The following is a 21,175-nucleotide window of genomic DNA, read 5'->3' as shown; positions in this document are numbered from 1 at the left end:
TTTATACTTATAAAATTGTTCAGTAACTGCTCCAAAAATATATTACATATTTTAATTATCCTAATTTTTAACAATTTTTTAGCACAACAAAAAAGTGATAAATTATTGGCTGTTAAAAAGAATCAGGATACCGTTTCCCCCACAACGACTACCCAAAAAGAAGCGTTGGACGATGTTGTTCGGTATAAAGCCGAAAGCATAAGAAATGATTTGCCTAAAAAGATGACTTATCTCAAGCATAAAGCTCAGGTGAAATATCAAGATATGCAAGTAGATGCCGATTATATTAGTATAGATTGGGATAAAGGAGTGATTTTCGCCCAAGGTAAGTTGGATTCTCTAGGAAAGGTTTTAGAACCGGTTGTCACCCTGCAAGGAGGTAAAAAATACGAAACGGATCACTTTAATTTTAACTATAAAACCAAAAGAGCCATTGCATTTAATGCCCGAACCGAAGAAAGTGAAGGGGTTATTGTAGCCAAAAAAACAAAAAAATACAACGATTCGGTATTTTTTATGAAAAATGGCGTTTTTACGACCGACGAATATTTTATTAAGAAAAAAGACAGTCTTCCGGATTACCACATGCTGGCGTCCAGTATAAAATTGGTGAAAGGGAAAAATAAGTCTCAAATAATCACCGGGCCTATTCAATTGTTTGTAGAAGGGGTTCCAACTCGGTTGATACTGCCTTTTGCAGTGTTGCCGTTTTCAGATAACCGAAGTGCCGGAATCCTGATCCCAAGTTTTGGTGAAAGACAGGATGTCGGGTTTTTCTTGAACGGTTTGGGATATTACCAACCTCTGGGTGAGCACTTTGACCTTAAAATTCTTTCGGACATCTATACCAAAGGGAGCTGGAACATCCGACCTGAGGTCAATTATGTGAAAAAATATAAATACAGCGGTAGTTTTCAGTCCGATTTCGGAACGACCATTCGTGGGATCAACGGATTGGATAATTATTCTAAAAACAGAACTTTTAGAGTTTCTTGGAGGCACAGCCAGGATCCTAAAGCTAATCCTTTCCTGAATTTTTCGGCCTCTGTGGATATTGTAAGCTCTAAGTTTTACAACAACACCATCAACAACAATTACATTTTCAACCAAAATGTGTTGAATGCACAACAAAATTCGACCATTAGTTTAACCAAAAGATTTTTGACCTTGCCACTAACCATCACCGGGACTGCAGGTTATTCTCAAAACTTTTCTACCGGATTTTCGGATATTCGTTTGCCTCAGATGAATGTGGCCATCAATCAGTTTTATCTCTTCAATCCCAAATCCGGGATAAGACAAGGCTTGTTGGAAAATATTACCGTGAATACGGGATTTGATTTCAACAATTATGTGTCGGTTACCGAGGATCAACTGTTCAAAAAAGAAATGTGGGACAATATGCAAACGGGACTGAAGAACAGCATTGCCTTGGGAACCAATACCACCATTGCAAAATATTTTACCTTTAGCTTGGGAGCCAATATCAATAACGGTCTGACTACGAAATCCCTGAACCGTTCTTACAATCCAATAGAAAATAAAGTGGTTGATGAAATGAACAAAGGGATTGCAGGATTTTCGTATTTTTCGGCATCTACCAGTGTGCAAACTACTTTGTACAAAACGGTCATGTTCAAGAAAGGATCTGCAATACAAGGGATACGACACATGATGACTCCACAGATTAGTTTTAATTATTCACCGGATTTTGGAAAACCCGAGTTTGGTTATTATAAAAATTATTACGATGCTACAGGGGTGCTGACTCCGTATTCTATTTTCGAAAAAGGAATAATTGGCACGCCAACCACAGGGATGATGGGGAGTGTAGGATTTTCTTTAGGAAATAACATCGAAATGAAGGTGAGGAGTAAATCCGATTCTGTAGGGTTTAAAAAGCTTAAAATTTTCGAAACGCTTAATATTTCCGGGAATTATAATTTTGCTGCCAAATCCCATCGTTGGTCTCCTTTCAATATCAATGGGCAGACTTCTTTGTTTAACGGGAAAATGAACATCAATACCGGTTTGGTTATCGATCCGTATGAGGTGGTGTTTACTGAAGGTTCGGATGTTGGTGTGCGAACTGAAAATTTCGGACATTTTCATATTCAAGGATTTAATATGCAATTGAGCTATCCATTGAGCGACGAGTTGTTTGGTAAAAAGGAGGATTACAGTAAAAAGTACAGTTCAAAAGGGAGAATTCGAAATGAAAATTATTATTTTGATGACGATCATTATGCTCATTTTGACCAGCCTTGGACTTTAAATGTTACAGCCAATTACGCGTATTCCAAAACCACCAATCGATTTGGAAACACCATTGCAACCATTGGTTTGGACGGAAATATAAAATTAACCCCATATTGGAATGTGACTGCAACCACCAATTACGATTTTGTAACCAAAGAATTGGCCTATACGCGAATTGGTTTTGCAAGAGATCAGAGAAGTTTTACGATCAATTTTAATTGGGTTCCGTTCGGGCAATATAAAGTTTATGACTTTTTTATCGGGATCAAAGCGAACATCTTAAAAGACGCAGTGAAGTATAAGGACAGAAGTTTTAACCAACCCAATGCGAAGTTTTAGAGATTTATTGGTCGAATGATTTATATTTGTAAAAAAAATTATCGGGAAATAAATTTAATTTTAAACTAAAAATAATACAATCAATTTTTTTAATTATGAAACAAATCATCAATACAACAAATGCTCCAGCAGCAATCGGGCCTTATTCTCAAGCTGTACTTGCTAACGGAATTTTGTACATTTCTGGACAAATCCCTGTAGATCCTAGTAGAAGCGTGCTGGCCGAAGGTATTGAAGCCTCTACACACCAAGTGATGAAAAATCTTCAAGCCATTCTTACGGAAGCAGGAATGACTTTTAACAATGTGGTTAAAGCTACGATTTTCCTAAAAAGTATGGATGATTTTGCCGTGATGAATGACATCTATGCATCGTATTTCGAAGGAGGAAATTTCCCAGCAAGAGAAACGGTTCAAGTTTCGTGTTTACCAAAAAATGTAGATGTGGAAATCTCTATGATTGCACACCAAGATTAATGAATTTTATTAGAAATACTTTTGCGATTCTTGTGGGTATGGGCATTGTTGCTTTTACCGTAACTGTCGGTATCCGTATGGTTCCCGAATGGAGAACCTTTGATGGATATTCGCCTTTTGAACATTGGAACAAATTTTTGCAAAGTATGGACGGCAATTCAGGATTTTTTGGTTTTTTATTGTTCATATCAGGTTTGGGTACCACCATTGCCGGTGTAGTTACCGCCATGATTGTGAAGTATGCGAAAGTAGCGTATGCCATTTTGATCGGTTTCATCATGCTTTTCGTAGCCATGATTGATGTCGTGGTCTTTCCGCATCATCCTACTTTTTATAAGATATCCATTTTTCTGATCTATTTTCCGTTTTCCTGGATAGGAGGTAAGATTGTTGAAGTCTTTTACGAAAGGAAAAAGAAGAATTCTAAAAAAATAAAAAACGCATCCTAGGATGCGTTTTTTTATTGATGAACTTCAGGCTTAAGGCATGCTAAATCCTCTGCTGGTTATTCTGCCGTTGTCGTCTAAATATTTAACCGATACCGTACCTTTATAACCTTTCAAGATATTTTCTATGTCTTTTTGTGAATTAACAGGCTTGTTGTTAACTTCAAAAATAATATTTCCTTCCGAGACATTTATTTTGGCCAACTCTCCGTTTGCAATCACATTTTTAGCAATCACACCGTTCTCAATACCGTAATATACTTTTACTTTTTGATTGATGGGTGCGAAATCGGCACCTAATTTTTCAGGAATGGTCAAGTCTGCTAAACTTCTGAATGAAGTGTTTCCATTTTGATCTTTTAGTGTGACCAAGGTTGTGTTTTCAACGCCGTTTCTCAAATAAGTGACTTGCACCTTATCTCCTTGTCTTTTTTCTCCAATAATTCCCATTAATACAGATTGTCCGGAGATGACCGAGTTATCAACTTTAGTAATGATATCTCCTGTTTTCAATCCGGCATCTTTAGAGCCGCTGTTGTCGCTCAATCCCGTAATATAAACGCCTTTTCCTGCTTTTAGATTGGCTTTTTTGATGGAATTGTAGTTTGCGACTTCTTCTTCATTGGAGAGGTCAACCAACTGGATTCCTAAATATCCTCTTTGCACCATCCCGAATTTTTTCATGTCTTCTACAATTTTTCTAGCCAAATTGGCAGGGACAGCAAATCCGTAACCTTCATAATAACCGGTATTTGACGATATGGCGGAGTTGATCCCAATGAGGTTTCCATTGGTATCGACCAAGGCGCCTCCCGAGTTGCCAGGGTTGATGGCGGCATCGGTTTGTAAAAAGGATTCTAACGGGTTTTTAGCAGCGGCATTTCTGCCTAATAAATTGATGTTTCTTGCTTTTGCAGAAATGATCCCAGCGGTAACTGTGGAGTTCAATCCCATAGGATTTCCTACAGCCAATACCCATTGTCCAATTTCTACATTGTCCGAATTTCCAAAATTAAGGAATGGAAGTCCCTTTTCTTCGATTTTCAACAAAGCAATATCGGAATTGGGATCGGTCCCAATCATTTTGGCAACAAATGTTTTTTTGTTTGAAAGTACAATTTCCAATCGACTTGCACCTTCCACAACATGGTTGTTGGTGACAATGTAGCCGTCGGGAGAGATGATGACACCAGAACCCATCCCGTCTGGTGCGTTTTTAGGTTTTTGGGCTCTTTGTCCAGGCTGCGAACCTCTCATTTGGTCTTTAAAAAACCAATCAAACAGGTCTTGGTCGTTCATTTGTTGTCTTGGGGCAGCGTCGGAATATCTTTTGATGGTGACCACAGCCGGAATTGCAGATTTTGCTGCTTTTACAAAATCTTCACCAACTACGGCTGTGTTTAGTCCTGCAAACTGTGCATTTTCATTTGCAGGTTTAAAATAATTTAAATCGGAGGTGCTGTTTCTTGATGCTTCAGCGAAATGAATGGCTCCAAATGTTGTAGCTCCAGAGATTACCCCAACCATTGCAAATGGAAGAAATTTTTTGATTGTATTGTTCATGCTGATTCTATTTTTGAATTTTGATTCGATATATCAAATATAATGCAAAATTGTTGTTGACGACTGTGGGTTTATCGTAGTTTTAACTAAAATTTAACAAAATGCATCTGGATGTATTGGATTTTATGAAAACTTAAACATTCTTTTAATTTTTTTTTAATTTTTTTAGGTTGAAGTTGTGTTCACAATTGGGATGAATTTTGAAATGCAGCGTAGGAAATGGTTTAGCATTAAATTACTTATCTTTGCAAAAATTTTAATTTTACAATGACAAAATCAGGAAGAATAGAGTTGATGTCGCCAGCAGGTGATTTTACATCTCTTCAAGCTGCAATAGATAACGGTGCCGATTCGGTATATTTTGGGGTAGAACAACTGAATATGCGAGCCAGAGCTTCGATGAACTTTACCATTGACGATTTGCCGGAAATTTCAAGAAGATGTAAAGAGAAAAATGTCAGAACTTATCTTACCCTAAATACCATTATTTACGATCACGATTTGTCCATCATCAAAACACTTTTGGATAGAGCAAAAGAAGCGGATCTAACTGCGGTAATCGCGATGGATCAGGCTGTAATTGCCTACGCAAGACAAATTGGGATGGAGGTTCATATTTCTACTCAAATTAACATTACCAACATAGAAACGGTTAAGTTTTATGCACTATTTGCAGATACCATGGTGATGTCCAGAGAATTGAGCGTTACCCAGATCAAAAAAATCTGTCAACAAATTGAAAAAGATCAAGTGAAAGGTCCTTCTGGCAACCTTGTAGAAATTGAGATTTTTGGGCACGGTGCTTTGTGTATGGCGGTTTCAGGAAAATGTTATTTGAGTCTTCATTCTCATAACTCATCTGCAAATAGAGGAGCTTGCAAACAAAATTGTAGAAAAAAATACACCGTTATAGACCAAGAGTCTGGTTTTGAAATTGAGTTGGATAACGAATACATGATGTCACCAAAAGATCTGTGTACGATAGGTTTCTTAGATCAGATCGTAGATGCAGGTGTGAAGGTACTGAAAATTGAAGGTCGAGGTCGTGCTCCAGAATATGTAGCTACCGTTACCAAAGCATATCGTGAGGCTATCGATAGCATTGCCGAAGGTACATTTACACCGGAAAAAGTAGATGTATGGATGGGCGAATTGGCTAAAGTATATAACAGAGGTTTCTGGGACGGCTATTATTTAGGACAAAAATTAGGAGAATGGTCCGATAACTCCGGTTCTAGCGCAACTCAAAAGAAAATTTATATTGGAAAAGGAAGACACTTCTATCCAAAATCCAATATTGCAGAATTCTTGATAGAAGCCTACGACTTGTCCGTTGGAGATACCGTTCTGATACAAGGTCCTACAACAGGTTCGCAAGAAATGGTGATAGAGGATATGATGGTCGATCAGAAAGGAGATGCTCAAAAAGCAACAAAGGCGGATGTTATTACCTTTAAAACGGATTTCAGAGTGCGACCAAGTGATAAATTGTATAAAGTAGTCCAGTCGGAACTCGTTCAATCCTAATATTTATATGGTCATCATCACATTGCAAAGGGACAAGTGCATCGGTTGTAACTATTGTGCCGAATTTGCTCCTGAATATTTCAGAATGTCCAAAAAAGATGGAAAATCCGTCTTGCTAAAATCAATTGAAAAGAAGGGATTCTTTACACTGAAAACTCCCATGCAAACTGCTTTTGAACCTTGTGAAAAGGCAGCGAAAGCGTGTCCGGTAAACATTATCTCTGTTAAAGAGGTATAATCATACAAAAAAGAATGAAAAAGAAGTCGATCCGAGAAGAGTACTTGCAAAAGCGCAAGAACCTTAGCCCTACTGAAGTGGAAGAAAGATCTAGACAAATTTTTCATTCTTTTTTATCTTTTTTCCAACCTCAAAAAGGTCAGAAAGTTCATCTTTTCCTGAGTATCGAAAAATTTAAAGAAGTCAACACTCAATTTTTTATTGATCATTTTTTCAAAAACGGAATTAGAGTTTTTGTTCCTAAATTGATTGAAAATGAAATGATTACGATTGAATTGTTTCCCGACACCGAATTGGTTAGAAATAATTGGGATATAGAAGAGCCTAAATCGAACACCGAGGTGCAGAATGTATCATTTGATTTTGTCCTCACACCTTTGTTGTATTGCGATGTCAATGGGCATAGAGTGGGCTATGGTAAAGGATTTTACGATCAATTTTTTAATCAAATCAATACCGATGCAAAAAAGGTTGGTGTCAATTTTTTCGAACCCAAAGACATCATCGAAGATGTTCGGCCGGAAGATGTGGCTTTGGATTATTTGGTTTTGCCCAATGAGGTGCTGTCTTTTGGAGCTTTGATATCAAAATCGACAAAATAAAATTTGAATTCTTTTTTGAATTTTACCGGATTGGTTGTCAAAGTGTAGCGAACGGTTTTGTCAAAATCTCCAATTTTTTTGTTGTTTTCACCAAAAAACTCTACTTTGAATTTAGCCAAATCCATCGTGTCTTTCCCTTCAATCACCTTGTTTACTTCGAGATCGCCAATCTTCGCTTTTCTCACTTTTAGACTGTCCATTTGCAGAAGGGTACTGCTCACTTTTGCAGAATCGGGTTTTTCAAAATAACCCATCATTTGTTGATAGATGATGGAGTCTATTTCTGTGTCTTTGGTACCTGAGGTGTACAGGGCAGAAAGGTCAAAGAGTTCTTGTATTTTTTGTTTGGTAATAAACTGTATGGCTTGTACGCTATCCATTTTTGTAACGGGATAGGATTTTTTATTGTTGCTTTTTCTCAAGGTGTCCAATTCGCTTTTTTCTTCAACTTTATTGTTGCAAGATAGGAAGCAAAACCAAATGGTTATAAGGCTTAGTACGGTATTATTTATTTTTCTCATTGTTTCCGATTTTAAATTTAATCATGCTGATTTTTCCATTTTTATCACCAATAATATCGATGACATCTAGATTTTCTAGAGAGGTTGTAGGCAGGGTTACCAAGCTGATGTATCGTTGTTTGTCCATCGTTTCAACACCGTATCTTTCGTTGTCGAAAACTTGATAGATGACAGCGTTGTTGTTAATCAATTTATTGAGGTTTTCTCTTTTTTTCTTTAAATCCTGAATAGATTTGGAATAATAATACAGCATGATGGCGTAATCATTCGGTTTCAACTCTATATTTTCGGTGTCAGGAGCGTTTACTAAATTTCTTTGTATGGTGTCGGATTTGTAATACGGCGAAGAAACAACCATTGTAAGCTCTTTATTGTGGGTTTTGTACACAAAAGGTTGGTTAGGTAGAACTTTTATAAGGATGGGCGATTCGTTTTTATTTAAAATTTTCACATCCAAATCGGCATTGATGTTAGAATTTCTATCGGCATCAATAAATTTGAAAGTATATTCTTTCATCAAAAGCATGTCTTTAAATGCAAAAAAAGCAACCATAATCAATAAAAGAATCGAAATGGCTACCCATAAATTTTCTTTTACAATACTGTTTTTCTTTCTTTTTTTATCATCCAAATTTATTGTTGGAATTCCCGTAACATCTTTGTTTTCAGAATCGCTTGTTTGTAAAATAGATTTTTCAGTCTCGGAGGTTACTTCTTTTTCTTCAATTTTAACCGGTTCAAAGGAAGGGGTGTCTATTTTTTGTTCGGAAGATGGAGCTTCACCTGTTTCTACTTCATCTTCGTTTTCATTTAATACTTCATTAGCAAAAAGATGGGTCTTTTTGAATTCATACCAAGATGCATAACCTGCATATATACTGAGCAAATTCAGCATATCTATTCTTGGTAGTTTTGTAACGGACGAGGATTTGAAATAGGTGTAAAAAGACTTCTCGGAAATGTTGGCTTTCGTGATTTTCCTCAAGTCCTCTTGAAAATAGATGATATCTATCCCTTTCCATTTTGATATATCATCATGAGAAGGGGTGTGATTCTTCAAATATTGGTTTTGAACTTCGGTTTTTAACTGTTCAAAATGTAAAATATCTAGAGGATTCAATTTCTGTATTTATTTAAAAGTCTGATAATCAGTTGTGCTAATTTGTAAACTGTTTTACAAAGATATTACAATTAATTTTCTGTGCAAATTTTTTTTCTCGCCATACATTTGTCTTGTTCAAATGAGAACACAATTAATATAAGAAACAATTTTTAACAAACAAATTTAAATTTAAATCATTATGAAAAAATCATTGTTCGTAGCTGCTATCGCTGCAATCTCTCTAGTAGCATGTAAAAAAACTGAAGCTGAAACTACTGAAGCTACAACTGACTCTACAGCTGTAACTACTGATTCTGCTGCTGCTCCAGCTGTTGATTCTGCTGCTGCTCCTGCAACTGACTCTGCTGCTGCTCCTGCTGCTCCTGCTGCTGACGCTGCTGCTCCTGCTGCTGAAGCTCCAAAAACTGAAGAAGCTGCAAAATAATTAGCACTACGCAATTAAGATTAACCGTCTCGAACATCGAGACGGTTTTTTTATGCCTTTTTTTGTCTTAAAATTTCATAGCAACTGATGGCAACTGCATTACTCAGATTTAGAGAATCTATGGTGCCAGCCATTGGTATTAATATGTTTTCTGACCGATCCAGCCAATAATCACTTATGCCAGAGTGTTCTGTACCAAATATAATGGCTGTGCTCTTTTTGAAATTTACTTCATAAATATCCTTTGCACACTCACTCATAAAGGTAGAATAGGTTTTTATATTATTTTTCTCTAAGAAAGCTGCCGTTTCTTCATTTGTCGATGTAAAAACATTCATTCCGAACAGGCATCCAACACTGGATCTTATGACATTGGGGTTGTAAAGGTTGGTTTTTGGGTCTGTAATGATGAGTGCATCTATCCCAAAAGCTTCGCAACTTCTAAGGATGGCCCCAAGATTGCCCGGCTTTTCTATACCTTCAACAATAACGATTGAAGTGTTTTCATTGGGGGCAAAATTCATTAAAGCGTTCTCCGGTACTTTGTAGATTCCGATAATCCCTTCTGAACTTCCACGATACGCTATTTTTTGATAAACTTTTTCACTGATCAAATGGATTTTTCCTTGCGGGAGTTCTTCTTTGAAAATAGCTTCACATATATACGATTCAACATGTTCAAAATTGAATTTTTTAGCTCTGTTGTTCTCTTGTTTTCCTTCCACAATCACCAATCCGGCTTTTTTTCTAAAGCGATTATCGTCGTTCAGACGGGCCAGGTATTTTATTTTTTCGTTTTGTAAACTTTCTATCATGGCATTAATTTTCTTCAATCATATTATCTTCGATATTCGATCTTTTTAGCAATCCTTCGGGCAAAGATTTTTTAGCTTTTGCACCCATTAATTTTAGTTTCTGTGTGCTTTTCACCAAATTGCCTTTTCCACTTACCAATTTATTCATAGCGGCTTCATAGTCTATTTTGGCATCGTCCATTTTTTTACCCAATTTGATAAGGTCAACTACAAAACCTTCAAACTTGTCGTATAGCGCTCCTGCTTGTCTTGCAATTTCTATGGCATTGTCTTGTTGTTTTTGGTTGGTCCACATGCTGTCAATGGTTTTTAATGTTGCCAATAAAGTAGATGGCGTTACAATCACAATATTCTTAGCAAATGCTTTGTTATAAAGGTCTGTATCTTCGTTTAGGGCCAATGCGAAAGCGGGTTCTATCGGGACAAACATAAGCACGAAATCCGGGCTTTCAATATGATAAAGCTGTTGGTAGTTTTTTGCGCTTAACTGTTCTGTATGCCTTTTTATGGAATTGAGATGTTCTTGTAGGTGGGTGCTTTTCTGGATCTCATCTTCTTCATTTATATATTTTTCATACGCATTTAATGAAACTTTAGAGTCGATGATCATTTTTTTTCCATCCGGCAAATGGATGATGACATCGGGTTGCAATCGACCTTCGTCTGTGGTGTGACTTTTTTGTATTTCGTATTCTCTGTCTTTTTCCAAACCGGATTTTACCAAAACATTTTCCAAAATTAGCTCGCCCCAATTTCCTTGTATTTTGTTGTCGCCTTTTAGTGCTTTGGTCAGGTTTACAGCTTCTTTGCTCATTTGTTGGTTCAGTTCTTTCAGTCCAACAATTTGCTGTCTAAGGGCTGCATGGTAGTCAATGCTTTCCTTGTGGGTGTTTTCTACTTTTTTTTCGAAATCCGAAATTTTTTCTTGCAAAGGTGTTAAAAGCGTTTTTATGTTTTGCTCGTTTTGTTGGGTAAATTTCTCCGTTTTTTCTTCTAAAATTTTATTGGCCAAATTCTGAAATTCATTCTTAGCCATTTCCTGCAATTTGATGATTTCTTCTTTCTGGTTGTCCAATTGGGTTTGCAGATGTTTGTTTTTTGCAAGAATGTCGGATTTTATTGCAATAGATTCATTTTTTTCTAAAGTCATTTCCTCAATGGACTTGTTTTTCTCAACCAGGTCGTACTTTAGAGTTGCAATTTGTTCAGTCAGAAATTTTTTCTCAGCAAGGAATGTTTTGTTTTCAAGTTGAATTTCATTCAGGATATTCTGTGTGTCCAGAAAGAGGTCTTTTTCATTGTTGAATTTTTCTTCGTCTTCTTTCTTTTTTTGAACCAAATGTTCGAAATCCGATTTGGTTTTGACCCAGTTCATGTTCAATTCGTCATGGTCTTTTTTAGAAACCGATCTTGCTTTCAAAGTAAAATAGCATGCCACAGCTCCAACGATTAAACCAACAATTAAATAAATGATTTCCATTTTTTTTACATTATTTTTTCGTGAAAATCTTCAATTTTATTTACATTTTCTATGATGATACCAAATTTTTTCTTGGACAACTTATTCAGTCCGGAGATGAAGATTTTTTCGTAGCCCAATTTTTCGGCTTCGGTAATTCGATGTTCTATTTGAGGTACAGGTCTAATTTCTCCGCTCAGTCCAATTTCTCCTGCAAAACAATATTTTTCCGAAAGGGCAATGTCTTCGTTGCTGGAAAGTATGGAGGCAACAACGGCAAGATCCAAAGCCGGATCGTCGGTTTTTATACCGCCGGTAATGTTCAGGAAAACATCTTTGGTACCCAGTTGGAAGCCGGCTCTTTTTTCCAAAACCGCCAAGAGCATGTTGAGTCTTTTGGCATCAAATCCGGTGCAGCTCCTCTGAGGTGTGCCATAAACGGCTGAACTCACCAAAGCTTGTATCTCCAGCAACATCGGTCGGTTGCCTTCTAAAGTTACGGCTACAGCGTTTCCAGAAAGTTCTTCGGATTTTTTGGTGATGAGCAATTCCGAAGGGTTTTTTATTTCTTTTAATCCTTGGGTGATCATTTCGTAAATCCCAATTTCGCTGGTCGAACCGAATCTATTTTTGTTGGCCCTCAACAATCGGAAAAGGTGGTTTCTGTCGCCATCAAAATTAAGGACCACATCCACCATGTGTTCCAAAACTTTGGGACCTGCAATTTGTCCATCTTTGGTGATGTGGCCGACTAAAATGACGGGTATGTTGTTTTCTTTGGCAAATTTAATCAGTTCCGAAGAGCATTCTCTGATCTGTGAAACCGTTCCGGGCGAACTCTCTAAAAGTTGAGATTGCAAGGTTTGTATAGAGTCCACAATCATCAGGTCAGGAGCGAGTTGTTTGGCTTCTTTTAGGATTTTTTCCATAGAAGTTTCTGTATACAGAAAGCATTCTGGATTTTGGATGTCGGTAATTCTGTCGGCACGCATTTTTATTTGCGAAGCCGATTCTTCGCCCGATACATAAAGGATTTTTTTCTTCATTTTCAGGGCGAGTTGCAGCAGAAGTGTCGATTTTCCGATGCCGGGTTCGCCGCCGATCAGGGTAACGGATCCCAGAACAATACCACCGCCCAAGACACGGTTCAGCTCTTCGCTAACGGTTTTTAGTCGTTGCTCGGTGCCGGTTTCTACCTCCGTGATGTTCACTATTTTTTGTTTGCCACTGCCGATGATGTCGTATTGCGAGGTTTTTTTCTCGACAATTTCTTCGGTTAGGGTGTTCCATTCGCCGCAGCTTTTGCATTGCCCAAGCCATTGTGGGAACTGTGTGCCACAATTGTTGCAGATGTATGCCGTTTTGAGTTTTGCCATAGTGCAAAAATCTAAAAAATAAATGGAATATTGGTTATGTCTGAACATTGTATTTCTTTTCCTGAAATTAATTTTTGCCAGGATTTAATCATCAGGAAAGGATTGCTTGAATGATTTGTCTTGGATAAATGTTTTAATGGAAAGTGTGCTTTTAGCTTGGCTTTTTTGCTCCGTAGGAGCGATCTGTTCATAGCGGGATGTTGTGAAATTTGGTAGAGCTCCGTAGGAGCGACCTGTTAATTTTTTGTTGAAAGAATCTCTACTCGATTTTCTAGCCCAGATGGGAGCGGCATCCTTTTGCTAAGCCCGGAAAGTGGGAGGGAAGCAAAAGATACAGCGGACAGCTGGACGGGTCTTGATGTGAAGGATAAAGGGTGACGCTCCTAAAAAAAATTAGAAACTTGCCTTCACCTGCATGCTGCCGATGTGTATGGTTCTGTCACCGGAATTTCGTCCCTCATAATTGACATTCAGGATGATGAAGGAGTTGATGTTTTGTTGCAAAAATACGGACCAGACTTGATTTCTGCCGGGCTTGAGTCCATCGAGCATTTGGTTGCCGACCAAAGAATAATTGTTGCCGGTAAAATCGTTGTTGATGAAAGAAAAACTGCCACGGATGGAGGTTTTTTTTCTTTCCCATTGCACCGCTCCGGTCAGATCCAGGGCTTTTAACCGTTCCGTGCCGTCTTGTCTTTTTTTGTCTCGGAACGCTGTGGAAAGCTCTGCCTGTATGGTTTCTGTAAATTTATAAGTCGCTTTTGGTTTGGTCTCGATGTTGAAAAGTTGGAAATTTCTGGTGTCGAACATTTGCGAAGCATTGTTGATGTTTTGAGCAGAATTTTCCCAATCGATTCTGAAAATTTTACTGAACCAATAACCTACGGTTAGGAAATGCGCATTCTGATCCCTTTCTTCGTTGCTGAAGTTGGCGTTGATGAGGTTTTTGTTGTTCAGCCAACGGTAAGATCCGTTCCAACCGGACTTTTCTGTAGGGTTGAATTGAGCTGCTACCAAGAGGTTTTGATTTTTAAGAATCTGCGTTTCATTTTTTTCAAACGGGTTGATGACCACCGCTTTGTCGTTTTTGAAATATGAATTGTGGGTGTTGAGTGAGAGGTTGATGTTCCATCTTTTTAGAAATGCATTTTCGGAACTGAAAACCACCGATGGGTTGACAAACAATGCCAAGGTGAGCTTGTTTTTGTTGGACGGAATGTAGCGTACTGAATTGGTGTATATGCGTATGTATTGGGCAAGGTCGGCATATTCTGCCACTTCGAACTCGTCCAATTGTTGTATGCCGTCGCCGTTGTAATCGGTCCATTTGTAGATGCCTTTTCCGTCGGTAACCTTTATGTACTGAAATTCTCTTTGGGCTTCTTGTCCGTTTCCGAGCTCATAAAAAGCCTGAAGGCGCATCCCATTTTGGAAAAGTTGTTGGTTGTAAGCAATGTTTCCGATGATGAAATCTGCATTTTGATGACTGTTTGTACTTTGGTTTTTATAGTAAAACTTTCGATAATGCACCAGAGCGTTCAGGGTGGTTTTTTCGGTTTTTATGATTTGGCTTTCCGCCATCATGCCCAAAATATTGTTCATCTTCACCAATCGGTTGTCTTGTATGGAGTCGTTGGTACGGAAATATATTTTGGTGAGGAGTTTTGTCCTTGCCGAATCGCCAATTTTTTTCTGTGCAAAAACCTCTTTCCAGCTGAAGCTTGTAACATCTTTCAGTCCGGTGTCGTTGTAGTTTTTCAGGTTGTGTTCCATGGCTGCGCCTACTGCCCAACTTCCTTTCTTACCGAACCATTCTCCAAGGATGTTTCCTTTTATGAAATTGGTATTTTGGAAGGTGGCATCGGTTTTCAGGTAGGACAAATAGGCTTTTGTGGCGATTTTGTTTTTTTTCCAACCCAAATCGATTTCATTTTTAATGCCTTTGTAGGAGTCTTTTTCGTCCAAATAATTAAAACGATAATTCAGGTGGCTGATCTTTTTCCAATCGTTCAGGAAGCTGAAGGAAAGTCTGTTTTGAGTTTTCTGGCTGAACTCTTGTAAGAGGTTGAAATCTCTTGCAAATTCGACATCGTTGATCCTGTCCAAGACATGGAATCTGGATGAAATGTGTTGAAATTCAAGCCCTGGAGTTCCTGTCCAATTGTTTTTGGTAAATGTTTTGTACGCAAAAAGTCGTGTGGCAAATCCTGTATTTTCCGATGAATCTTTGGATGAAAACAAATTGGGATCGTAATTGCTCAACGAAAGATCGCCACCTATTTTTCCATTTTCCAAAAGATATTCGGCTTGTGTAGAGAAAACTTGGGATTGCTGTGGCGCAGGAAGTTTCCTTACGGCTTTGTAATCGCCGTTGTTGTTGCCAACAAATTCGAAAATTCTTCCGTTGTTTACCGTTTGTTTTAGACTGTAATCGCCCAAATTTTTTCCAAAATAGGTGAATGCTACCTGATACAAGGTTGCATAGGCATTGGTAGAATATTGGTAATAATTCCCGTTGGGATCGGTAATTTGTTCGTACAAAACCTTATTCACATCGTATTCGGTAACCACTCCGGATGGAGCGTACATCAGTTCGGGATCGTTCCCGGCTAAGCTCAGGATTTTTTCATCTTCCTTGCTCAGGTTCAGGGCGAGAGGTGCATTTTTGTTATCGTTTTCCAAAAACCAATTTATCCCTACTTTTAGTCGTTCTCTTTCGTGTTTTAGACTTCCGGTTATCAGGTATCTGGAGTAATTTCTGTTGGTGTAATTGTAAGAAATGGTGATGAAATTCTGTTTCAGAATGGGTCTGAAACTGGTAAAGGTAACTTCGCCTGTATTGTAATTGATGGTGTAATCGAGGTTTTCACCTCTTTTCATTAAAATTCCGTCGATAAAAACCTGTTCGGAACCGGAAATAACGGTGATGAATTGCTCTCCATTTTTCCCGGTCAATCGGTAAGGTCCTTGGTTGCCCTCGATGCCTTGAAATCGTAAACGATGAAATTCGCTTCGGGCAATGCCTCCGGAAACATCGATGAAGGTTTTGTTTTTCTCACCAAATTGGGAGAGGAATTGCAATCCCATGCTTCGTCTTTGGTAACGGCCAAAGTAGGTTTTGTCGTCCAAAATATCCAAATGTCCAGCGCGGATAATCGTATGGTTTTTAATTCCCAATTGCACGAAAATTTTATCAAATTCTTCCAGCGATTGGGTGTATCCGTCGGCTTGTATCGGGAGGTTGTGATCGGAAATGGAGGCCAAAAGAGAAATGTCTGGGGAGAGTTTTCCGGAAATCTGAAGATCCATGGAGCTTTGTACGGACGAACCTTGGTTGTTGCCAAAAGTCATCCCACGGATGATGGATCCTTTGGAGTTGAGTCCACCAAGAAATTGTTGTCGGTTGGGTTTTACCAAAACTTCTTCATCCACCACAATTTTATTTTTATGCTTGATGAAATCCAAAGTATCTCTTGTGAAATAGTCTTTTTGCAATTTGGCCGAAAGGATGGAATCCTTTTTTAAATAGTCTTTTTTAAGATTTGGGTTTTGCCAAGAAAAAGTTTGAGCATAACCATAATGGAATACTGTTAGAAGAAAAGCAAGGATAAAAAGGTTTTGTTTCAAACTGCTTAAGGCTTTGGTGGTAAAATTAAGAATTTTTCAGACTGTGCTAAGTGGTTAGTTAACAATTATTTAATACTTAAATTTTTTGGCATGTTGGATTATTGTTTAATTTTGTAATATTAATTAATTAAACTTAGAAATTATGAAAAAATTGTATTCTTTATTTGCAGTGGTGGCTTTAGCGGTTTCTGCGAATGCACAGACCAATTTAATTCCGAATCCAGGGTTTGAAAATTGGAATGCTGGTGCACCAGACGGATGGTATGTAACAGGATCTACGGTGGCTCAATCTACAACTACCGTACATGGAGGTGCATCTTCTCTGGCATATACAGCGCCTGCGACAGGAAATAAAACTATTAGCCCGGCAGTTGATACTCCTGTAACACAAGGGGTTACTTATGTTTTTACTGGGTGGTATTTAGATAACTCTACAACTGCAAAATTCAGATATTGGAACCAATTTAGAACTGCGAGTGCTGATACTGGTGGTAATGATATGCAGATGGCAACTTATTCTACAGATGCTCCAGGTTGGGTACAGTTTTATGCTGAGGCGATGCCTAATGTTAATGCTACCGTTGCAAGACCAGGGTTAAGAATTTATCCTGAAAGTAATAATAATGGTGGAGGAGTAATTTATTTTGATGATATTTCTTTCTATGATAAATCTACACTTTCTGTAATGGATATCAAGCAATTTGATAAAGTGGTTAAGATGAATACTATTGTTGAAAATGAACTTAAATTGCAATTGCCTTCAAGATCGACTGTTAATGTTTACTCGGTTGATGGTAAATTGGTTTCATCAAATAGAGTTAATGATGGTGAATCGGTTCAGTTATCTCATTTAGCAAAAGGAAATTATGTTGTAACAGTTCAAGATAATTTTCAAAATAAAGTGAGCAGAAAAATCATCAAAAAATAATTTTTGATCTATATGATAAAAAAGTTGCATCTACGGGTGCAACTTTTTTTTGTGGAAAAGAAAATCCCACGAGAAAATTTCTTGTGGGATTTATTATTGAATCGATGTTTTTTTACAACTGCACCATTTCTGTAATCTCTACACCATAACCGGAAACCATTGGTTTGTGTTGCGGGTTTTGGCTGATGACACGGAATTTGTTGATGCCCATTTTTTTCAAAATCTGTGTCCCAATTCCGTATTCCATAAAGTTGGCGGCAAGTGTTGGTCTTTGCGCTTGTCCGTCTTGGAAATTTAGGAATTGTTGAAGCTTTCTCATCGTATTTTCGGCGTTAGAAACATTGTTGATGAAGATCATCACGCCTTTTCCTTCTTGGTTTATTTTTTCGGCCACCTTTTCCAAAAGTGGTGTTTCGCCGTTGGTAAATCTGCTGAGAACATCAAAGTAAGAGCTGGAACTTTGCACCCTAACCAAGACCGGCTCTCCAATTTCCCAATTTCCTTTGGAGAAGGCAAAGTGGATCTGATCGGTATGCTCCTCTTGAAAAGCGTGGAAAGTAAATTCACCAAAATGAGTTTTTACTTTTCTCTCCTCAATTTTTCTTACCAAATCTCCTTTCTTCAATTGATAATCGATAAGGTCTTCTATGGAAATAATTTTAAGGTCTAATTTTTTTGCCAATTCCATCAGTTCCGGTAGTCGGGCCATGGTACCGTCGTCGTTCATGATTTCGCAGATGATGCCGCCTTCCTTCAGTCCTGCCAATTTTGTAAGGTCGGTTGCTGCTTCTGTATGTCCTGCTCTTTTTAACACGCCTCCGGATTTTGCTCTCAGTGGGAAAATGTGTCCCGGACGCATAAAGTCTGTAGGTTTGGTTTTTTCGTCCATCAATGCAGCAATGGTTTTCGCTCTGTCGCTGGCAGAAATTCCTGTGGAAACGCCGTCTCCTAATAAGTCGATGGACACCGTGAAGGCCGTTTCTTTAGGATCGCTACTTCTGCTGACCATAATGTCCAGACCAAGTTCGTCACATCTTTTTTCAGGAAGTGGAGTGCAGATTAATCCTCTACCATGGATGGTCATGAAGTTGATGATTTCTGGAGTTACCAATTCTGCAGCCGATAGGAAATCTCCTTCGTTTTCACGGTCTTCATCGTCCACAACGATGATGACTTTTCCGTTTTTAAGATCTTCTATGGCTTCTGGTATGGTATTGAGTTTAGACTGTGACATTTTTTATGTAAATTTTTTTGCAAAGATACGGTTTATGAATGATTTTTCTTGTGGTCCAGGTAGGTCCATAGCAATCTAATTTCACCATAATCAAAATCGTTCGGGAGGTTAGATTTCCAGTCGTTGAGGTTGTCGTATTGTTGGTCTTGATATTTTTTTTTGAAAACATCAATTTTTTCTTTGGTGATGATTCTTTTCAGGTCAGCCATTTCCAGTGTTCCTGCTTCAGCAAACTTAGAGAAATGACCAATAATTGTTGTGTTCAAAACTCCTCTTTCTTTGGCAATTTCGGAGATGGATTTTCCTTCCTGGAAGAGCCTCCAAGTAACGATGTGTGTCGGTATTTTTACCGTTTTACTCGTGCTTTCTTGTTTTTCTTCTTCCTTAATGAGTGGTTTTTCTAATAAATAAAGGTCTTTTATGTTGTCCATGTAGTCCACCAAATCGTCCAAGATGGTTTTCAGTTCTTCGTTGTAGCCTTTCATGCCTTTTACACCTTTGGTTTCGGCATAGAGATCTTTGAGTGGGACAAATATTTTTTCTCGGGTATTTTTCAGGAAAAACTGTGCTGCGCCTGTGGCTTTATTTTCTATTTCTGTCCAGTTCTCTTCACCGATCGTATATTTTTGAACTTTTTGTAAAAGTATTTTTTCAAATTTTACAAAAATAGTATTTAGGTTTTCACTTTCGGCTTTTAAGGTGGTGTACATGTTTTGCACCTTCACTTTGTCCGGAAGTTGGGCATTTCTGGTATGGAGGTTCCATTCGTCAATAGCGTTTTTCAACCAAGAGCAATTGATTTTTAGCAGTACTTTTTGGATGGCAAAATCGTATTTTTCGGCTTCTAATATTTCATCAATCTTATCGTTTGCATTGGTTTCTTCTTGAAAGTTTTCTACTCTATGGTCGCTAAAGATGACTTCTGGGGTGATTTTGGATTTCAGAACAATGCCTTCCAAAGTCCTGCATCGGGAAAGCGCTACATAGACCTGTCCAGAGGCAAAAGAGCTGCCTGCATCAATAATCAATCGGTCAAAAGTTAGCCCCTGAGATTTATGTATGGTTACCGCCCAAGCCAAACGGATGGGGTATTGTTCGAAACTTCCTACGACTTCTTCTTCAATTTTTTTGTCTTTTCCAAGTGTGTATTTTTTGTGTTCCCAAACTTCTCTTTTCACTTGGTATTCTTCGGTATGGTTTTCAATTCTTACCCAAACTTCATGTTCTTCAATACGGGTGATCTCTGCCAATTTTCCGTTGTAATATTTTCTTTCGCCACTGGCATCGTTTCGGATAAACATCACTTGGGCGCCGCATTTTAATTCTAGAGTTTCCTCATTGGGATATTGGCTTTCCTTAAATTCGCCATGTACTTTTGCATGATACAATCTCGATTTCCCAGGAAGCTCTTTTATTTTTTTTTGATTAATGTCGTCCGCCATTCTGTTGTGAGAGGTAAGATAGACATACGCTTCATCTTTGGGTTCAAATTGTGGGTCGTATCTTTTGTTCAGTTCATCAAAATCTATTTCATAAGGATTTCCTTCCCGAATGGCATTGAGGATTTTCAGGAATTTTTCATCGGTCTGTCGATATACTTTTGTGAGTTCAACGGTTATTAAAGGAGTTTCTTTAAGTGCCAAGCTATCAAAAAAGAAGGGTGAGTTGTAATACATTTTTAAGATGTTTTCGTCCCTTACCACGGGCGGAAGCTGTTGCAGGTCGCCGATGAAAAGCATTTGTACGCCTCCAAATTTTTGCTGATTTCTCCTCACGGTTCTCAAGGCAAAATCCATCATGTCCAAAACATCGGCACGAAGCATGGAAACCTCGTCTATGATGATGATCTCGATCTCTCGTAACAATTTTTTCTTGTCTTTTCTGTACCTGAAATGCTGTACAAGATCCACAATGTTATTTCCAAGATTGCTGTCCACCCTTTCCAAAGTGGGCAAGAACGGTCGCAGCGGCAATCCAAACATGGAATGTATGGTTACGCCACCTGCATTGATGGCTGCAATCCCTGTAGGTGCAACCACAATGTGTTTTTTTCTAGTTTTCGACACGAAATCGTTCAGGAAAGTGGTCTTTCCGGTACCGGCTTTTCCGGTTAAAAAAATACTTCTGTTGGTTTGTTCGACAAGATTGAAAAGTGAGGCATTCATTTTTCAAAATTAAGTATTATTTTCTTCTTTGTCGATTTGAAATTCTATTTTTG

17 protein-coding genes are annotated in these 21,175 nt (G+C 38.1%); 8 read left to right on the top strand and 9 right to left on the bottom strand.

Annotated features, from left to right (window positions below):
• Nucleotides 1-15: 15 nt before the first annotated feature.
• From H9Q20_RS04520 to H9Q20_RS04510, 3 genes are all read left to right on the top strand, one after another.
• Nucleotides 16-2,598, top strand: coding sequence for a putative LPS assembly protein LptD (locus H9Q20_RS04520; RefSeq protein WP_187478391.1), 2,583 nt, complete (start codon nt 16-18; stop codon nt 2,596-2,598).
• 95 nt (nt 2,599-2,693) lie between these two features.
• Nucleotides 2,694-3,074 carry a RidA family protein gene (locus H9Q20_RS04515; protein ID WP_124639637.1) on the top strand — a complete coding sequence of 127 codons (381 nt, stop codon included), beginning with the start codon at nt 2,694-2,696 and terminating at the stop codon, nt 3,072-3,074.
• Nucleotides 3,074-3,523 (top strand): hypothetical protein, encoded by a 450-nt coding sequence (locus H9Q20_RS04510; protein ID WP_124639639.1) that lies wholly within the window; start codon nt 3,074-3,076, stop codon nt 3,521-3,523. The genes H9Q20_RS04515 and H9Q20_RS04510 overlap by 1 nt, the downstream gene beginning before the upstream one ends.
• A 30-nt stretch (nt 3,524-3,553) precedes the next feature.
• Here H9Q20_RS04510 and H9Q20_RS04505 read toward each other — a convergent pair whose 3' ends face one another.
• Nucleotides 3,554-5,083 (bottom strand): trypsin-like peptidase domain-containing protein, encoded by a 1,530-nt coding sequence (locus tag H9Q20_RS04505; RefSeq protein ID WP_187478390.1) that lies wholly within the window; start codon nt 5,081-5,083, stop codon nt 3,554-3,556.
• Between the two features lie 267 nt (nt 5,084-5,350).
• On the opposite strand from H9Q20_RS04505, the gene H9Q20_RS04500 reads away from it, so the two are divergent.
• Genes H9Q20_RS04500 through H9Q20_RS04490 form a run of 3 tightly spaced genes read left to right on the top strand, consistent with a single transcriptional unit; the run spans nt 5,351 to nt 7,450 of the window.
• The gene (locus H9Q20_RS04500) at nt 5,351-6,610 is read left to right on the top strand and encodes a peptidase U32 family protein (protein WP_124639643.1); all 1,260 of its coding nucleotides are present in this window, start codon (nt 5,351-5,353) and stop codon (nt 6,608-6,610) included.
• Nucleotides 6,611-6,617: 7 nt separating this feature from the next.
• Nucleotides 6,618-6,848, top strand: coding sequence for a ferredoxin (locus H9Q20_RS04495; protein ID WP_124639645.1), 231 nt, complete (start codon nt 6,618-6,620; stop codon nt 6,846-6,848).
• Between the two features lie 14 nt (nt 6,849-6,862).
• Entirely contained in the window at nt 6,863-7,450 is a 588-nt protein-coding gene (locus H9Q20_RS04490) for a 5-formyltetrahydrofolate cyclo-ligase (protein ID WP_187478389.1), read from the top strand.
• Here the strand turns inward: H9Q20_RS04490 and H9Q20_RS04485 are convergent.
• Together H9Q20_RS04485 and H9Q20_RS04480 are read right to left on the bottom strand one after the other, a co-directional pair.
• A complete protein-coding gene (locus tag H9Q20_RS04485) occupies nt 7,387-7,971 on the bottom strand; it encodes a hypothetical protein (RefSeq protein ID WP_187478388.1) in 585 nt (194 codons plus the stop codon). The two genes, H9Q20_RS04490 and H9Q20_RS04485, sit on opposite strands and share 64 nt — an antisense overlap.
• Nucleotides 7,955-9,091 carry a hypothetical protein gene (locus H9Q20_RS04480; RefSeq protein WP_187478387.1) on the bottom strand — a complete coding sequence of 379 codons (1,137 nt, stop codon included), beginning with the start codon at nt 9,089-9,091 and terminating at the stop codon, nt 7,955-7,957. The genes H9Q20_RS04485 and H9Q20_RS04480 overlap by 17 nt, the downstream gene beginning before the upstream one ends.
• Before the next feature lie 181 nt (nt 9,092-9,272).
• Between H9Q20_RS04480 and H9Q20_RS04475 the strand changes: the two genes are divergently transcribed.
• Entirely contained in the window at nt 9,273-9,518 is a 246-nt protein-coding gene (locus H9Q20_RS04475) for a hypothetical protein (protein ID WP_187478386.1), read from the top strand.
• A 50-nt stretch (nt 9,519-9,568) separates the two neighbouring features.
• On the opposite strand, the gene H9Q20_RS04470 is transcribed toward H9Q20_RS04475, so the two are convergent.
• The 4 genes from H9Q20_RS04470 to H9Q20_RS04455 form a co-directional block, all read right to left on the bottom strand.
• Entirely contained in the window at nt 9,569-10,333 is a 765-nt protein-coding gene (locus H9Q20_RS04470) for a TrmH family RNA methyltransferase (RefSeq protein ID WP_187478385.1), read from the bottom strand.
• Nucleotides 10,334-10,337: 4 nt separating this feature from the next.
• Entirely contained in the window at nt 10,338-11,813 is a 1,476-nt protein-coding gene (rmuC, locus tag H9Q20_RS04465; RefSeq protein ID WP_187478384.1) for a DNA recombination protein RmuC, read from the bottom strand.
• 5 nt (nt 11,814-11,818) lie between these two features.
• Complete coding sequence (gene radA, locus H9Q20_RS04460) at nt 11,819-13,168, bottom strand: DNA repair protein RadA (RefSeq protein ID WP_124639657.1); 1,350 nt, start codon at nt 13,166-13,168, stop codon at nt 11,819-11,821.
• Between the two features lie 393 nt (nt 13,169-13,561).
• Nucleotides 13,562-16,795, bottom strand: coding sequence for a hypothetical protein (locus H9Q20_RS04455; protein WP_262385581.1), 3,234 nt, complete (start codon nt 16,793-16,795; stop codon nt 13,562-13,564).
• 142 nt (nt 16,796-16,937) lie between these two features.
• Here H9Q20_RS04455 and H9Q20_RS04450 point away from each other — a divergent pair, with 142 nt between their 5' ends.
• Nucleotides 16,938-17,723, top strand: coding sequence for a T9SS type A sorting domain-containing protein (locus tag H9Q20_RS04450; protein ID WP_124639659.1), 786 nt, complete (start codon nt 16,938-16,940; stop codon nt 17,721-17,723).
• 112 nt (nt 17,724-17,835) lie between these two features.
• Here H9Q20_RS04450 and ribB read toward each other — a convergent pair whose 3' ends face one another.
• Nucleotides 17,836-18,957, bottom strand: coding sequence for a 3,4-dihydroxy-2-butanone-4-phosphate synthase (gene ribB, locus H9Q20_RS04445; RefSeq protein ID WP_124639661.1), 1,122 nt, complete (start codon nt 18,955-18,957; stop codon nt 17,836-17,838).
• Between the two features lie 32 nt (nt 18,958-18,989).
• On the bottom strand, nt 18,990-21,122 hold the full coding sequence (locus H9Q20_RS04440) for a helix-turn-helix domain-containing protein (RefSeq protein WP_124639663.1): 2,133 nt from the start codon (nt 21,120-21,122) through the stop codon (nt 18,990-18,992).
• Nucleotides 21,123-21,175: the final 53 nt, after the last annotated feature.

The sequence above is a fragment of the Amniculibacterium sp. G2-70 genome, assembly GCF_014353055.1.
GTDB lineage: Bacteria > Bacteroidota > Bacteroidia > Flavobacteriales > Weeksellaceae > Amniculibacterium > Amniculibacterium aquaticum.
The sequence above is the reverse complement of the archived record's forward strand: the minus strand, read 5'-3'. Positions and strand labels throughout refer to the sequence as shown.

Coding starts and splice junctions, on each gene's coding strand:
- H9Q20_RS04475 (WP_187478386.1), top strand. CDS start 9,273: ATGAAAAAATCATTGTTCGTAGCTGCTATCGCTGCAATCTCTCTAGTA.
- H9Q20_RS04495 (WP_124639645.1), top strand. CDS start 6,618: ATGGTCATCATCACATTGCAAAGGGACAAGTGCATCGGTTGTAACTAT.
- H9Q20_RS04485 (WP_187478388.1), bottom strand. CDS start 7,971: ATGAGAAAAATAAATAATACCGTACTAAGCCTTATAACCATTTGGTTT.
- ribB (WP_124639661.1), bottom strand. CDS start 18,957: ATGTCACAGTCTAAACTCAATACCATACCAGAAGCCATAGAAGATCTT.
- H9Q20_RS04490 (WP_187478389.1), top strand. CDS start 6,863: ATGAAAAAGAAGTCGATCCGAGAAGAGTACTTGCAAAAGCGCAAGAAC.
- radA (WP_124639657.1), bottom strand. CDS start 13,168: ATGGCAAAACTCAAAACGGCATACATCTGCAACAATTGTGGCACACAG.
- H9Q20_RS04505 (WP_187478390.1), bottom strand. CDS start 5,083: ATGAACAATACAATCAAAAAATTTCTTCCATTTGCAATGGTTGGGGTA.
- rmuC (WP_187478384.1), bottom strand. CDS start 11,813: ATGGAAATCATTTATTTAATTGTTGGTTTAATCGTTGGAGCTGTGGCA.
- H9Q20_RS04500 (WP_124639643.1), top strand. CDS start 5,351: ATGACAAAATCAGGAAGAATAGAGTTGATGTCGCCAGCAGGTGATTTT.
- H9Q20_RS04510 (WP_124639639.1), top strand. CDS start 3,074: ATGAATTTTATTAGAAATACTTTTGCGATTCTTGTGGGTATGGGCATT.
- H9Q20_RS04440 (WP_124639663.1), bottom strand. CDS start 21,122: ATGAATGCCTCACTTTTCAATCTTGTCGAACAAACCAACAGAAGTATT.
- H9Q20_RS04470 (WP_187478385.1), bottom strand. CDS start 10,333: ATGATAGAAAGTTTACAAAACGAAAAAATAAAATACCTGGCCCGTCTG.
- H9Q20_RS04450 (WP_124639659.1), top strand. CDS start 16,938: ATGAAAAAATTGTATTCTTTATTTGCAGTGGTGGCTTTAGCGGTTTCT.
- H9Q20_RS04515 (WP_124639637.1), top strand. CDS start 2,694: ATGAAACAAATCATCAATACAACAAATGCTCCAGCAGCAATCGGGCCT.